Annotated in this window: 10 protein-coding genes; all 10 read left to right on the top strand. The window is 71.5% G+C overall.

The window, feature by feature from the left end; all coding sequences use genetic code 11:
- Nucleotides 1-30: 30 nt before the first annotated feature.
- The 10 genes from BBK82_RS39810 to BBK82_RS39765 all read left to right on the top strand — a co-directional run bounded on the left by BBK82_RS39810 (nucleotide 31) and on the right by BBK82_RS39765 (nucleotide 13,754).
- The gene (locus tag BBK82_RS39810; RefSeq protein WP_065919546.1) at nucleotides 31-1,074 is read left to right on the top strand and encodes a substrate-binding domain-containing protein; all 1,044 of its coding nucleotides are present in this window, start codon (nucleotides 31-33) and stop codon (nucleotides 1,072-1,074) included.
- A 34-nt stretch (nucleotides 1,075-1,108) separates the two neighbouring features.
- Nucleotides 1,109-2,245: a Gfo/Idh/MocA family protein gene (locus BBK82_RS39805; RefSeq protein ID WP_179953851.1), complete on the top strand. Its 1,137-nt coding sequence runs from the start codon at nucleotides 1,109-1,111 to the stop codon at nucleotides 2,243-2,245.
- A 28-nt stretch (nucleotides 2,246-2,273) separates the two neighbouring features.
- Nucleotides 2,274-3,281: a sugar phosphate isomerase/epimerase family protein gene (locus tag BBK82_RS39800; RefSeq protein WP_065919544.1), complete on the top strand. Its 1,008-nt coding sequence runs from the start codon at nucleotides 2,274-2,276 to the stop codon at nucleotides 3,279-3,281.
- Between the two features lie 37 nt (nucleotides 3,282-3,318).
- Entirely contained in the window at nucleotides 3,319-4,482 is a 1,164-nt protein-coding gene (locus BBK82_RS39795; protein WP_237047831.1) for an inositol-3-phosphate synthase, read from the top strand.
- 338 nt (nucleotides 4,483-4,820) lie between these two features.
- Complete coding sequence (locus BBK82_RS39790; protein ID WP_065919543.1) at nucleotides 4,821-7,658, top strand: PQQ-dependent sugar dehydrogenase; 2,838 nt, start codon at nucleotides 4,821-4,823, stop codon at nucleotides 7,656-7,658.
- 37 nt (nucleotides 7,659-7,695) lie between these two features.
- Entirely contained in the window at nucleotides 7,696-9,399 is a 1,704-nt protein-coding gene (locus BBK82_RS39785) for a ThuA domain-containing protein (protein ID WP_065919542.1), read from the top strand.
- A 5-nt stretch (nucleotides 9,400-9,404) separates the two neighbouring features.
- Nucleotides 9,405-10,655, top strand: a complete 1,251-nt coding sequence (locus tag BBK82_RS39780) for an RICIN domain-containing protein (RefSeq protein WP_237047830.1) — start codon at nucleotides 9,405-9,407, stop codon at nucleotides 10,653-10,655.
- Between the two features lie 196 nt (nucleotides 10,656-10,851).
- A complete protein-coding gene (locus BBK82_RS39775; protein WP_237047829.1) occupies nucleotides 10,852-11,571 on the top strand; it encodes a glycoside hydrolase N-terminal domain-containing protein in 720 nt (239 codons plus the stop codon).
- Nucleotides 11,572-11,613: 42 nt separating this feature from the next.
- Nucleotides 11,614-12,834, top strand: a complete 1,221-nt coding sequence (locus BBK82_RS39770) for an ROK family transcriptional regulator (protein ID WP_083268500.1) — start codon at nucleotides 11,614-11,616, stop codon at nucleotides 12,832-12,834.
- Nucleotides 12,835-12,908: 74 nt separating this feature from the next.
- The gene (locus BBK82_RS39765; protein ID WP_065919539.1) at nucleotides 12,909-13,754 is read left to right on the top strand and encodes a sugar phosphate isomerase/epimerase family protein; all 846 of its coding nucleotides are present in this window, start codon (nucleotides 12,909-12,911) and stop codon (nucleotides 13,752-13,754) included.
- Nucleotides 13,755-13,779 lie beyond the last annotated feature (25 nt).

Here is a 13,779-nt window from a genome sequence, read left to right as displayed (position 1 = left end):
ACCGCTGCCACCCGAGGAGACAAGAAAGTCATGCCGCACAAGAGAACCACCCGCATCGCCGCGGTCGCGGCGACACTGACGCTCGGTGTCGCGCTGACCGCGTGCACCGGCAACACGCCGCAGAACACCGGAGGCGGCACCAACCAGGGCGGGGCGAGGGTCGCCAACGACGAACCGGGCAAGAAGGTCGTCATCGGCTTCTCCGCACCGGCCGCCGACCACGGCTGGATGGCCGCGATCACCAACGCCGCCAAGGCGGAGGCCGGCAAGTACTCCGACGTGGAGCTGAAGGTCGTCGAGGGCACCAACGACGTCAACCTCCAGATCAGCCAGGTCGAGACGTTCATCAACGACAAGGTGGACGCGATCGTCCTGCTGCCGTTCGACGGCGCCGCGCTCACCCCGGTCGCGCTCAAGGCCATGAAGGCCGGCATCACCGTGATCAACGTCGACCGCGAGTTCGACAGCCCGTTCGCCGCGCGGTCGACCGTGCTGGGCGACAACTACGGCATGGGCGTCTCCGCCGGCACGTACGTCTGCGACCGGCTCAAGGGCAAGTCGGACGCGGTCGTCGCGGAGATCGCCGGGATCGACTCGCTGCCGCTGACCCAGGACCGCAGCAAGGGCTTCGCGGACGCGCTCTCGGGCTGCGGGCTCAAGGTGGCCAACCGCGTGGCCGCCGAGTTCACCGTGGAGAGCGGCGAGCGGGCCGCGGCGAACCTGCTGCAGGCCGCGCGCAAGATCGACGCCATCTGGAACCACGACGACGACCAGGGCGTCGGCGTCGCGGCCGCGATCAAGAACTCCGGCCGCGGCGAGTTCTTCATGGTCGGCGGCGCGGGCTCGGCGAACGTCATGCGCGAGATCAAGGCGGACAACGGGCCGCACAAGGCGACGGTGATCTACCCGTCCACCCAGGGCGCGGACGGCATCCGGCTGGCCAGGCTCGCGGTGCAGGGCAAAGCGCTCGGCGACCTGGTCGAGGTCGAGGTCCCGCGCGAGGTGCAGCTGTTCGCGCCGGTCGTGACGAAGGACAACGTCGACCGCTACCTGCCGACCGCCTTCGAGTCCTGAGAGGGAACGCACTGTGACGACGCTGGGCATCGCAATGGTCGGCCACGCGTTCATGGGAGCCGCGCACTCCCAGGCGTGGCGGGTCGCCCCCCGCTTCTTCGACCTGCCGGTGCAGCCGGTGATGGCGGTGCTGTGCGGCCGGGACCCCGGCCGCACGCGGGCCGCCGGCCGCCTCGGCTGGGCCGACGCCGTGACCGACTGGAAGTCCGTGCTGGACCGCGACGACGTGCACCTGGTGGACATCTGCACGCCGGGTGACACGCACGCCGAGATCGCGGTCGCCGCCCTGGAGGCGGGCAAGCACGTGCTGTGCGAGAAGCCGCTGGCCAACAGCGTCGCCGAGGCGGTCGCCATGGCGGAGGCGGCCGCACGCGCCGCCGAACGCGGGGTGCGGGCGATGGTGGGCTTCAGCTACCGGCGGGTGCCCGCCCTCGCCCTGGCCCGCGACCTGGTCGCGCAGGGCAGGCTCGGGCGCGTCCACCACGTGCGGGCCCAGTACCTGCAGGACTGGATCGTCGACCCGGCCGCACCGCTGTCGTGGCGGCTGGACAAGGACAAGGCCGGCTCCGGTGCGCTGGGCGACATCGGCGCGCACATCGTGGACGCCACCCAGTTCATCCTCGGCGACACCATCGCCGAGGTGACCGGGACGATGGAGACGTTCGTGCCGCAGCGGCCCGTCGCGGCCGCCCACTCCGGGCTGTCCGGCACCGCGGTGTCCGGCGAGACCGGTCCGGTCACCGTGGACGACGCCGCGTTGTTCCTGGCCCGCTTCGCCGGCGGCGCGCTCGGCTCGTTCGAGGCGACCCGCTTCGCCAACGGCCGCAAGAACGCGCTGCGCATCGAGGTCAACGGCTCCGCGGGCAGCCTGGCGTTCGACTTCGAGGACATGAACGTCCTGCAGTTCTTCGACGGCACCGAGGACGCGTCCGTCGCCGGGTTCCGCCGGATCGTGGTCACCGAGCCGCAGCACCCGTACGTGTCCGCGTGGTGGCCGGCCGGGCACGGCCTGGGCTACGAGCACGCTTTCACCCATCAGGCCGTGGACCTCGTGCGGGCCGTGGCCGAGGGCACCGACCCCTCGCCCTCGTTCGCCGACGGGCTGCAGGTGCAGCGCGTCCTCGCCGCGGTGGAGACGAGCGCCGAGTCCCGCACGTGGCAACAGGTCTGAGCAGAGCACGAGGAGGAGAGGGACCGAGATGGCACGCCCGATCACGCTGTTCACCGGCCAGTGGGCCGACCTGCCGTTCGAGGAGGTCTGCCGGCTGGCCTCGGGCTGGGGCTACGACGGCCTGGAGATCGCCTGCTGGGGCGACCACCTCGACCCGTGGCGGGCCGCGGAGGACGACGACTACGTCGCCGACCGGCTCGCCATCCTCGCCAAGCACGACCTCAAGGTGTGGACGATCTCCAACCACCTCACCGGTCAGGCCGTCTGCGACGACCCGATCGACGAGCGGCACCAGGGCATCCTGTCCGCCCGCAACTGGGGTGACGGCGACCCCGAGGGCGTGCGGCAGCGCGCGGCCGAGGAGATGAAGATGACGGCGCGGGCCGCGGCCAAGCTCGGCGTCGACACCGTCGTGGGCTTCACCGGCTCCTCGATCTGGAAGGCCGTCGCGATGTTCCCGCCGGCGCCCCAGTCGATGATCGACGCCGGCTACCAGGACTTCGCCGACCGGTGGAACCCGATCCTGGACGTGTTCGACGAGGTCGGCGTCCGGTTCGCGCACGAGGTGCACCCGTCCGAGATCGCCTACGACTACTGGACGACCGTGCAGGCGCTGGAGGCCATCGGGCACCGGCCCGCGTTCGGCCTCAACTGGGACCCGTCGCACTTCGTCTGGCAGGACCTCGACCCGGTCGGGTTCCTGTGGGACTTCCGCGACCGGATCTACCACGTCGACTGCAAGGACGCCCGGCGCCAGGTCGGCAACGGCCGCAACGGCCGGATGGGCTCGCACCTGGCGTGGGCGGACCCGCGGCGCGGCTGGGACTTCGTCTCGACCGGACGCGGTGACGTGCCGTGGGAGCAGTCGTTCCGGATGCTCAACACCATCGGGTACTCCGGTCCGATCAGCGTCGAGTGGGAGGACGCCGGCATGGACCGACTCGTCGGCGCGCCCGAGGCGCTGGAGTTCATCCGCCGCAACGCCTTCGACCCGCCGTCGGCCTCCTTCGACGCCGCGTTCAGCTCTGGCGGGTGACGCGCGGGCGAGTGCCCGCTGACGAGAGGAGACAGTCGTGACCGGACGGATCGGCCTGTGGCTGAACGGTGCCAGGGGGTCGGTGGCGACGACAGCCGTCAGCGGGCTGCTCGCCCTGCGCGAGGGGCTCGTGCCGCCCACGGGCTGCGCCTCCGAACTGCTCGACGCCGACCTGCCGCCGTGGGAGGCGTTCGTGGTCGGCGGGCACGACGTCGTGGACACCCCGCTGGTCAAGCGCGTCGAGAGCCTCGTGCGCGACGGGGTGCTGCCGCACGACCTGGCGGGGTGGGTGGCGGACGGGCTGGACGCCGTGGACGCGGAGATCCGGCCCGGCCACGACCCCGCCGCGTTCTCCGGCAGCCAGGCAGGGGTCGCCCGGCGGCTGGCCGCCGACATCGACGACTTCCGCACCCGGCACGGGCTCGCGCGGGTGGTCGTGGTGAACGTGGCCTCGACCGAACCGCCCGTGCACGTCCCGCACGAGTCGCTGGCGGAGCTGGAGGAAGCGCTCGCCGTGCCGGGGAACGCCGTGCTGCCACCGAGCTCGCTCGTCGCGTACGCCGCGTTCCAGGCTGGCTGCCCCTTCGTGGACTTCACGCCGTCCACCGGCGTCGCGCTGCCCGCGCTGGACGAGCTGGCGCGGGAGCGGTCGTTGCCCTATGCCGGACGCGACGGCAAGACGGGGGAGACGTTGCTGCGCGCGGCGATCGCGCCGATGTTCACCTCGCGGGCGCTCAAGGTCCTGTCCTGGACCGGCACCAACCTGCTCGGCGGCGGTGACGGCGCGACGCTGGAGGACCCGGCGCACGCCGGCAGCAAGCTCGCGTCCAAGGCCAGGGGACTGGCCGCCCTGCTCGGCGCGGAGGTGACCGCGCCGTTGCACATCGACCACGTGCCCGACCTCGGCGAACGCAAGACCGCGTGGGACCACGTGTCGTTCGAGGGCTTCCTGGGCGCGCGGATGTCGTTGCAGCTCACCTGGAGCGGCCTGGACTCGTCCCTGGCCGCCCCGCTCGTGCTCGACCTCGCCCGCCTGCTCGCCGCCGCCCACGCGGCCGGCCGCACCGGTGCGCAGGGCGCGCTCGCGTTCTTCTTCAAGGACCCGCTGGGCAGCGACGAGCACCGGCTCGCCGAACAGGCCCGGGAACTGCACGAGTGGGCGCGGGGACTGGATGACCCGCGCGCACGCGAGACCGACTGACCCACCGACCGTTCCGGTTCGCTTCCGCTGCGCGACCCTTTCCCTTGCGAAGGAGCCAAGCGTGAACAGAACGTCATGGCGGCGCGTCCGCCCCCGAGGAGTCGTCCCGCTCTCCGGCACCTCCTCGTCCCGCTCGTAGCACCCCCTTCCGGCCCGTGTTCCCGTCGAGGGACCGGGCTGGTCAGCCCCCTCTCTTCTGGGAGCGCTCCCAGAGAGATTCGGGGTCACCCGTGGCGAACGCGCCTGCTCACGGACCGGCTCGACGCGCCGACGCCCTGACCGTCCACAGCGGACCGCGCGCTGCCCGCGCGCGCAGACACCGAAGGTACTGACCTGCCATGAGAAAACGTCTCCCGGCGGCGCTGTCCGCCGCACTGCTGACCGTGGCCACCGCGGTGGCCGTCACGGCCGCCTCCGTCGCCACCGCGCCACCGGCCGCGGCCCACGTGGTCAACCCCGCCGACTTCCAGCAGGTGGAACTCGCCAAGGGCGTCGCCGAGATGGGCGAGCCGATGTCGATGACCGTGCTGCCGGACCGGTCGGTCCTGCACACCTCCCGCAACGGCACGCTGCGCCGCACCACCGCGGGCGGCGCCACGAGCGTGATCGCGAACATCCCGGTCTACACCCACGACGAGGAGGGGCTGCAGGGCGTCGCGGCGGACCCCGGTTTCGCCACCAACCGGCACATCTACCTCTTCTACGCGCCACCGCTGTCGACCCCCGGCGGGGACGCGCCGAACACCGGCTCGGACTTCTCCGCGTGGAACGGTGTGAACCGGTTGTCCCGCTTCACCCTCAACTCCGACTTCACCGTCAACACGGCGAGCCAGGTGACCGTGCTCGACGTGCCGACCAGCCGCGGCATGTGCTGCCACGTCGGCGGTGACATGGACTTCGACGCCGCCGGCAACCTCTACCTGTCCACCGGCGACGACACGAACCCGTTCGACTCGGCGGGCTACACGCCGATCGACGAGCGCTCCGGCCGCAACCCCGCCTACGACGCGCAGCGCAGCGCCGGCAACACCAACGACCTGCGCGGCAAGGTGCTGCGGATCAAGGTGAACGCCGACGGGTCGTACTCGATCCCGGCGGGCAACCTGTTCGCGCCGGGAACGGCCCGCACGCGCCCGGAGATCTACGCGATGGGCCTGCGCAACCCGTTCCGGTTCAACGTGGACAAGGCCACCGGCACGATCTACCTCGGCGACTACGGCCCGGACGCCGGGTCGACGACCTCGACCCGCGGACCCGCCGGGCAGGTGGAGTTCAACCGGATCACCTCGGCCGGCAACTACGGCTGGCCGTACTGCACCGGCACGAACACCACCAACGAGACCTACGTGGACTACACGTTCCCGTCCGGTCCGTCGGGCAACCGGTTCAACTGCGCCGCACCGGTCAACAACTCGCCGCACAACACCGGCCTGACGAACCTCCCCCCGGCGCGCGCGTCGTGGATCAAGTACGACAACTGCTCCCTCGCCGCGTTCGGCTGCGGGTCCGAGTCACCGATGGCCGCCCCGGTGTACCGCTACGACTCGACCAACCCGTCGACGGTCAAGTTCCCGGCCTCCCTGGACGGGCACGTGTTCGCCACCGAGTTCGGCCGGCGCTGGATCAAGACGATCGACGTCAACTCCGACGGCTCCGCCGGGCAGATCGGCGACTTCCCCTGGCGCGGCACCCAGGTCATGGACGCCGCCTTCGGCCCGGACGGCGCGCTCTACGTGCTCGACTACGGCACCGGCTGGGGCAGCGGTGACGCGAGCTCCGCGCTCTACCGCATCGAGTACGTGCCGTCGGGCAACCGGGCGCCGATCGCGAAGGCGAGCGCGGACCGCACCTCCGGTGCCGCTCCGCTGACCGTGAACTTCTCGTCCGCGGGCTCGTCCGACCCGGAGAACGGCGCGCTGACCTACTCGTGGAACTTCGGCAACGGCAGCACCTCCACCGCGGCCAACCCGAGCCACACCTACACCACGAACGGCCAGTACACGGTCACGCTCACGGTGACCGACCCCGGCGGGCTCACGGCCAGCACCAGCGTGGTGGTCACCGTCGGCAACACCGCACCCGTCGTCACGCTGAACACCCCGCTCAACGGCAGCCTGTTCAGCTTCGGCGACACCATCCCGTACACGATCACGGTCACCGACGCCGAGGACGGCACGATCGACTGCTCGCGGGTGAAGCTGTCCTACATCCTCGGCCACGACAGCCACGGCCACCCGATCACCTCGAAGACCGGCTGCTCCGGCACCCTGCAGATCCCCGTCGACGGTGAGCACGACACGGCGGCGAACATCTTCGCGGTCTTCGACGCCGAGTACACCGACAACGGTGCGAACGGGGTTCCCCCGGCGACCACGCACACGCAGCACGTGCTGCAGCCGCGGCACCGCCAGGCCGAGCACCACACGACCCAGTCGGGCACCGGCCTGTTCGACAAGACGCCCGCGGAGGGCGGCCGGACCGTCGGCGACGTCCACAACGGCGACTGGATCGCGTTCGACACCTACAATCTCAGCGGCGCGAACCGGTTCACCGCACGGGTCTCCTCGGCCGGCTCGGGCGGCACGATCTCGGTGCGCACCGGTTCTCCGACCGGCACCGCGATCGCCACGGTGACCGTGCCGGTGACCGGCAGCTGGGAGACGTTCACCAACGTCTCCACCGCGCTCACCTCCGTGCCCACGACCACCGGGCGGCTGTACCTGACCTTCGCCGGTAGCGGCACGGGCAACCTGTTCGACGTCGACTCGTTCACGTTCGACACGTCCACCGGCGGTGGCCGCACCGGGCCGATCACCGGCGCGGGCAGCAAGTGCGCCGACGTGACCGGCGGCAGCAGCGCCGACGGCACCCGCATCCAGCTGTGGACGTGCAACAGCGGCACGAACCAGCGCTGGACCGTCGAGGCGACCACGTTGCGGGCTCTGTCCAAGTGCATGGACACCGCCGGGGGAGCCACCGCCGACGGCACCGCCGTGCAGCTGACCACCTGCAACGGCGCCACGAGCCAGAACTGGTCCGCGGGTGCCAACGGCTCCGTGGTCAACACCAAGTCGGGCAAGTGCCTGGACGCCAACGGCGCGAGCACCGCCGACGGCACCGCGCTGATCATCTGGAACTGCCACGGCGGCACGAACCAGCGCTGGACGTTGCCGTGACGACACCGCCGCCTGCTTCACCATCAAGGAGGATGAGATGAGGTACCAGGCACTCCGGCGGGCGCTGAGCGCGACCGCCGCGGCACTGGTCGCCGGGGCGGTCGTCACCGCGCCACCGGCGGCGGCTGCCGACGCACCGTACGACGTGCTGGTGTTCTCCAAGACCGCGGGCTTCCGGCACGACGCCATCCCCACCGGCATCCAGCTGGTCCGCGACCTGGGCGCCGGCAACAACTTCACCGTGACCGCCACCGAGGACTCGGCGCAGTTCACGACCTCGAACCTCGCGCAGTACGAGGCCGTGGTCTTCCTCAACACCACCGGGGACGTGCTGAACGCGTCCCAGCAGACCGCGTTCGAGTCCTACGTCCGCGGTGGCGGCGGCTACGTCGGCGTCCACTCGGCGGCCGACACCGAGTACGACTGGCCGTTCTACGGTGAGCTGGTCGGCGCGTACTTCGCCTCGCACCCGGCGATCCAGCAGGCCACGGTCCGCACGGAGAACCGGGCGCACGCGGCCACCGCGCACCTGAGCCCGGCCTGGGTGCGCACCGACGAGTGGTACAACTACCGCAGCAACCCGCGCTCCACCGCGCGCGTGCTGTCCACTTTGGACGAGTCGACCTACTCCGGCGGGTCGATGGGCGCCGACCACCCGATCACCTGGTGCAAGACCATGAGCGGCGGCCGGTCGTTCTACACCGGCGCCGGCCACACCAGGGAGAGCTACGCCGACCCGGCGTTCCGCTCGATGGTCCTCGGCGGCATCCGGTACGCGGCGAACCGCACCAAGGCCGACTGCCGGCCCGAGACCGGCTACACCGCCCTCTACAACGGCTCGACCACTGGGTGGACGCAGGCGGGACCAGGCGGTTTCACCAATAACAACGGCACGCTGACGTCGTACGACGGCATGGGCATGCTCTGGTACAGCGCCAAGGAGCTGCGGTCCTACTCGCTCAAGCTGGACTGGCAGGTGGCCGGTGACGACAACTCCGGTGTCGTGCTCGGCTTCCCGGCCGGCAGCACCCCGGACTCGGCGCTGGCCACCGGGTACGAGGTCCAGATCGACGCGACCGACAGCGCCGACCGGACCACGGGTGCGATCTACGGGGTCAAGAGCGCGGACATCGCCGCCAGGGACGCCGCGCTGAACCCGCCGGGCGAGTGGAACACCTACGAGCTGCTCGTCGAGGGTGAGCGGCTGCAGGTGTTCCTGAACGGCGTGAAGATCAACGACTTCACGAACACCGACCCGGCGCGGTCGCTGACCTCCGGCCACATCGGCATCCAGAACCACGGGACCGGCGACGACGTGTCGTTCCGCAACATCCGGGTCAAGGAGCTCGGCGGGACGACCCCGCGCGCCGGCCGGATCACCGGTGGGTCCGGCAAGTGCGTGGACGTGGCGGGCGGCAGCAGTGCGGACGGAACCCGCATCCAGCTGTGGACCTGCAACACGAACGCCGCCCAGCAGTGGACGGTGAACGGGAACACGTTGCGCGCGTTCAACAAGTGCATGGGAATCGCGGGCGGCAGCACCGCCAACGGCGCGCAGGTGCAGCTGCAGACGTGCAACGGCAGCGGCACGCAGAACTGGACGGCGGGCGCGAACGGCTCGCTGGTCAACCAGCAGTCCGGCCGGTGCCTGGACGCCAACGGCGGTAGCTCCGCCGACGGCACGTCGTTGATCATCTGGAGCTGCCACGGTGGCACCAACCAGCGCTGGACCCTGCCGTGAGGCGGGTGAGCGCGGCGGTGGCGGTACTCGTCGTGGCCGGGACGGTCGTCGCTGCGGGCCCACCGGCGTCGGCGGCGACGATCGACACCACCGCCTGGTACGTCCTCGTCGACCGCAACAGCGGCAAGGCGCTGGACGTGTCCGGCGCCTCGGCCGGTGACGGGGCGCGGATCATCCAGTGGAGCCGCACTGACGCCGCGAACCAGCAGTGGCAGTTCGTCGACTCCGGCGGCGGCCACTACCGGATCAGGTCCAGGAGCTCAGGCAAGGTCCTCGACGTGTCCGGCGCGTCGACGGCCGACGGTGCCTCGGTGGTGCAGTGGTCGGACAACAACGGGCCGAACCAGCAGTTCCGGCCCGCCGACTCGGACGGCGGCCACGTCCGGCTGATCGCCAGGCACAGCGCCAAGGCGGTGGACGTGCGCGGCGGGTCGACGGCGGACAACGCCGACATCGTCCAGAACACCGACACCGGTGCCGCCAGCCAGCAGTGGCAGCTCGTCAAGCTGTCCGGTGGCGGTGAACCGGGGGCCGGCGGCTGTGGCAAGGCACCGACCTTGCGCAACGGCACGCACACGATCCAGAGCGGCGGCAAGACCCGCAGCTTCATCCTGCGGATCCCCGACAACTACACCAACACCACCCGCTACAAGCTGATCATCGGCCTGCACTGGCGCGGTGGCACTGCCAACGACGTCGCGTCCGGTGGCAGCAGCGGTGCGGCCTGGGCCTACTACGGGCAGCAGGAGCAGTCGAACAACACCGAGGTCCTGGTCGCCCCGCAGGGACAGGGCAACGGCTGGGCCAACCCCGGCGGCGAGGACGTCACGTTCATCGACGACCTCATCCGGCGGATCGAGGGTGACCTGTGCGTCAACCCGGCGCAGCGGTTCGCCACCGGGTTCAGCTGGGGCGGCGGCATGAGCTACGCCCTCGCCTGCGCGCGGCCGACCGCGATCCGGGCGGTCGCCGTCATCTCCGGTGGTGAGATCAGCGGGTGCAGCGGTGGCACGCAGCCCGTCGCGTACTTCGGTCTGCACGGCATCAGCGACAACGTGCTGGGCATCGGCCAGGGCCGGTCGTTGCGCGACCGGTTCGTGCGCAACAACGGCTGTGCCGCCCAGAGCCCGCGGGAACCGGCGGTGGGCAGCCGCACGCACGTCACGACCACCTACTCGTGCCGGGCCGGGTACCCGGTGCAGTGGGCCGCCTACGACGGGGGCCACGCGCCCGCCGGTGGAGGGCTGCGGCTGTGACGACGGCGCCAGGACGTGGACCAAGGCCGAGATCTGGAGGTTCTTCGCCCAGTTCCAGTGACGGGTTCGCGGTGCGAGCCTGATGAGTCGAACTGTCGAACGGACCGGTGCCGGTCGTGCCACCCGTGGTACGACTGGCACCGTTCCAACGCCGCGTTTTGCCATGACCACCCATCACGGACGAAGGAGTCGTGTGATGCGCGCACCCGTGGACCGCGAGCGCGGCCGGCACGACAGCAGCCCGGCCGTGTGCAGGACCGACGGCTTCCGCACGGTCAACGACGAGTGCGGCGCCCTGCTGTACGGGATGCCCGCGATGGAGAAGGTGGTCTTCGACCACCCGGACTGCGACCCCGCCTACGAGTTCCGGATCTCCAGCCCCGGCATGGCCGCGGTCGAGGGCTACGGCCGGATCACCGACTACCGCACCGGTGAGGTCATCTCCACCTGGATCGACGGCTACGGCATCTGGGCCCGCCGGGCGTTCGCGTCCAGGGTGGACCAGGTGGTCGTGCACGAGCTGCTGCCCGCGCCCGGCCGCACGGTCGACACCACCCTGAGCGTCGGCACCGCGCTCGACGGCGTGCCGTTCACCAGCAGGGCCACGGTGAGCAACGGCTCCGGCTACCTGAACCTGCGCGGCTCCTCGCCGTCGCCCGGCGGCGTCCTGGGCTGTGAGGGCGTCACCCGCGTGGTCGCGTTCGACGGCACGATCTCGGCCAGTGGCGCCACCCTGGTCGTCATCGGTGCGACCCGGCTGTTGCTGCTCACCAAGCTGGACCGGTACGGGTCGCCGACCGGGTGGGTGCACCAGGCGCTGCGCACCGCACTGGCCGGACTGGAGGCCGACTACACGACGTTGTTCGCGCGGCACCGCGACGCCACGGGTTCGGGCGGCGATGACACGCGGCCATGACAGCTGCACCCGGACTTTCGGTGGCGATGTGACAATTGCCTGATGGAGAGCACCCAGGGCATCGAGGCGGGTTCGCCGGCCGCTGTGCTGCGCATGCTGATGGACGGCAGGCCGCGCACCCGAGCGGAGATCGTCGCGGCGACCGGCCTGGCCCGTTCCACGGTGCGGGCGAGGCTGGACCTGCTCGTGGCAGCGGGGCTGGTGACCGGCAACGGCACGGGTGAGTCCACCGGCGGGCGCCCGGCCGGCCGGTTCGGGTTCAACCCCGGCGCGCACCTCGTGCTGGCGGCCGAGGTGGGCGCCACGCATGCCACCGTCGCCGTGGCGGACCTCGGGTGCCGCCTGCTCGCCGTCGAGCAGGTCGGTCTCGACGTGGCGGACGGGCCCGCGGTGATCCTGCCGCTGCTGGTGGCGACCTGGCGGGAGCTGCTGAGCTCGGTGGACCCGGCCGAGATCGCCGGTGTCGGCATCGGGTTGCCCGGCCCGGTCGAGCACTCCACCGGGCGGCCGAACAACCCGCCGATCATGCCGGGCTGGGACGGGTTCGACGTGCCCGCGGCGATCGAGGCGGAGTTCGACGCGCCCGTGCTCGTCGACAACGAGGTCAACCTGATGGCGCTGGGCGAGCACACCGCCTCGCACCCCGACGTGCGGCACATGATCGTGGTGAAGGCGGCGACCGGCATCGGTGCCGGGCTGATCAGCAACGGCGTGCTGCACCGCGGTGCGGCGGGCGCGGCGGGCGACCTCGGCCACATCCGGGTGCCGCAGGGCGGTGAGGTGCTGTGCCGGTGCGGCAACACCGAGTGCCTGGAGGCGGTCGCCGGCGGGCCCGCACTGGCGGCGAAGCTGCGGGAGCTGGGCCTGCCCGCGCACTCCACGGCCGACGTCGTCCACCTGGTGCGGTCCGGCAACCTCGAGGCGGGCCGGGTCGTGCGGCAGGCCGGCCGGGACATCGGCGAGGTGCTCGCCGGGTGCGTGAGCATGTTCAACCCCTCGCTCGTGGTCATCGGCGGGCTGCTCGCCGAAGCGGGGGAGATGCTGCTCGCCGGGGTGCGCGAGTCGATCTACCGGCGGTCGTTGCCGCTGGCCACGGAGGACCTGAGGATCGTCGCGTCGGGCGCCGGGGTGACCGCCGGTGCGCTCGGCGCGGCGGCGATGGTCGTGCGGCACGTGCTGTCGCCGGAGGTGCTGGACGCCCGGCTGGGTGCGGTGGCTGCCGGAGCCGCCGCCGCAGAGGTCCACGGCACTTTTGGCGGATAGTCGTCATAAGTTACGCCAGAAGCGTCGCTCTTCTGCATTGACCCGGTCATATCACCGGGCCTACGTTCAGACTCATGTGGGACATTGGCGTCAACACATGGGTTTGGACGTCGCCGCTCACCGACGACGGGTTGGCCGCCCTCGCACCGAAGGTCCGCGAGTGGGGGTTCGACGTCATCGAGCTGCCGGTCGAGCAGCCGGGTGACTGGGACCCGCACCGCGCCGCCGACCTGCTGGCCGCGCTCGGCCTGCGCGCCACGGTCTGCCTCGTCATGCCACCGGGCCGCGAGCTGGTCGCCGCCGGCACCGTGCGGGAGACGCAGGACTACCTGCGGCACGTGGTCGACGTCGCGGGGGTCGTGGGCAGCCCGGTCATCGCCGGCCCCGCGTACAGCTCCGTCGGCCGCACGTGGCGCGTCGACGACCGGCCGCGGGTGTACGCGGAGCTGCGCGCGAACCTGACACCGGTGGTCGAGCACGCCGCCGCACAGGGCGTCCGCGTCGCCGTGGAGCCGTTGAACCGCTACGAGACCAGCCTGCTGAACACGGTGGAGCAGGCGCTGGAGGCCTTGGCGGGCCTGCCGGACGAGGGCTGCGGGCTGGCACTCGACACCTACCACCTCAACATCGAGGAAGCGGCGCCGGCGAAGGCGGTCCTCGCCGCCGGGTCGCGGATCGCGCACGTGCAGGTGTGCGCCAACGACCGCGGCACACCGGGCCGCGACCACCAGGACTGGCCGGCCCTGCTGGGCGCCCTCTCCGGGGCCGGCTACCGAGGAGCGCTCTGCATCGAGTCGTTCACCCCGGACAACGCCGCCATCGCCACCGCCGCCTCGATCTGGCGGCCGCTGGCCGAGTCACCGGACGCCCTCGCCGTCGAAGGCCTGGCCTTCCTGCGCGCCGCCGCCCGCACCTGTTAGCCGACCGCATCACCACCCCGGAGGA

Origin of the sequence: Lentzea guizhouensis, assembly GCF_001701025.1 — a bacterium.
Classification (GTDB): Bacteria; Actinomycetota; Actinomycetes; order Mycobacteriales; family Pseudonocardiaceae; genus Lentzea; species Lentzea guizhouensis.
The sequence above is the reverse complement of the archived record's forward strand: the minus strand, read 5'-3'. Positions and strand labels throughout refer to the sequence as shown.

Bases quoted from the DNA above. Each gene is read 5' to 3' on its own strand.
- BBK82_RS39810 (WP_065919546.1), top strand. From the start codon at position 31: ATGCCGCACAAGAGAACCACCCGCATCGCCGCGGTCGCGGCGACACTG.
- BBK82_RS39805 (WP_179953851.1), top strand. From the start codon at position 1,109: ATGGTCGGCCACGCGTTCATGGGAGCCGCGCACTCCCAGGCGTGGCGG.
- BBK82_RS39800 (WP_065919544.1), top strand. From the start codon at position 2,274: ATGGCACGCCCGATCACGCTGTTCACCGGCCAGTGGGCCGACCTGCCG.
- BBK82_RS39790 (WP_065919543.1), top strand. From the start codon at position 4,821: ATGAGAAAACGTCTCCCGGCGGCGCTGTCCGCCGCACTGCTGACCGTG.
- BBK82_RS39785 (WP_065919542.1), top strand. From the start codon at position 7,696: ATGAGGTACCAGGCACTCCGGCGGGCGCTGAGCGCGACCGCCGCGGCA.
- BBK82_RS39775 (WP_237047829.1), top strand. From the start codon at position 10,852: ATGCGCGCACCCGTGGACCGCGAGCGCGGCCGGCACGACAGCAGCCCG.
- BBK82_RS39770 (WP_083268500.1), top strand. From the start codon at position 11,614: ATGGAGAGCACCCAGGGCATCGAGGCGGGTTCGCCGGCCGCTGTGCTG.
- BBK82_RS39765 (WP_065919539.1), top strand. From the start codon at position 12,909: ATGTGGGACATTGGCGTCAACACATGGGTTTGGACGTCGCCGCTCACC.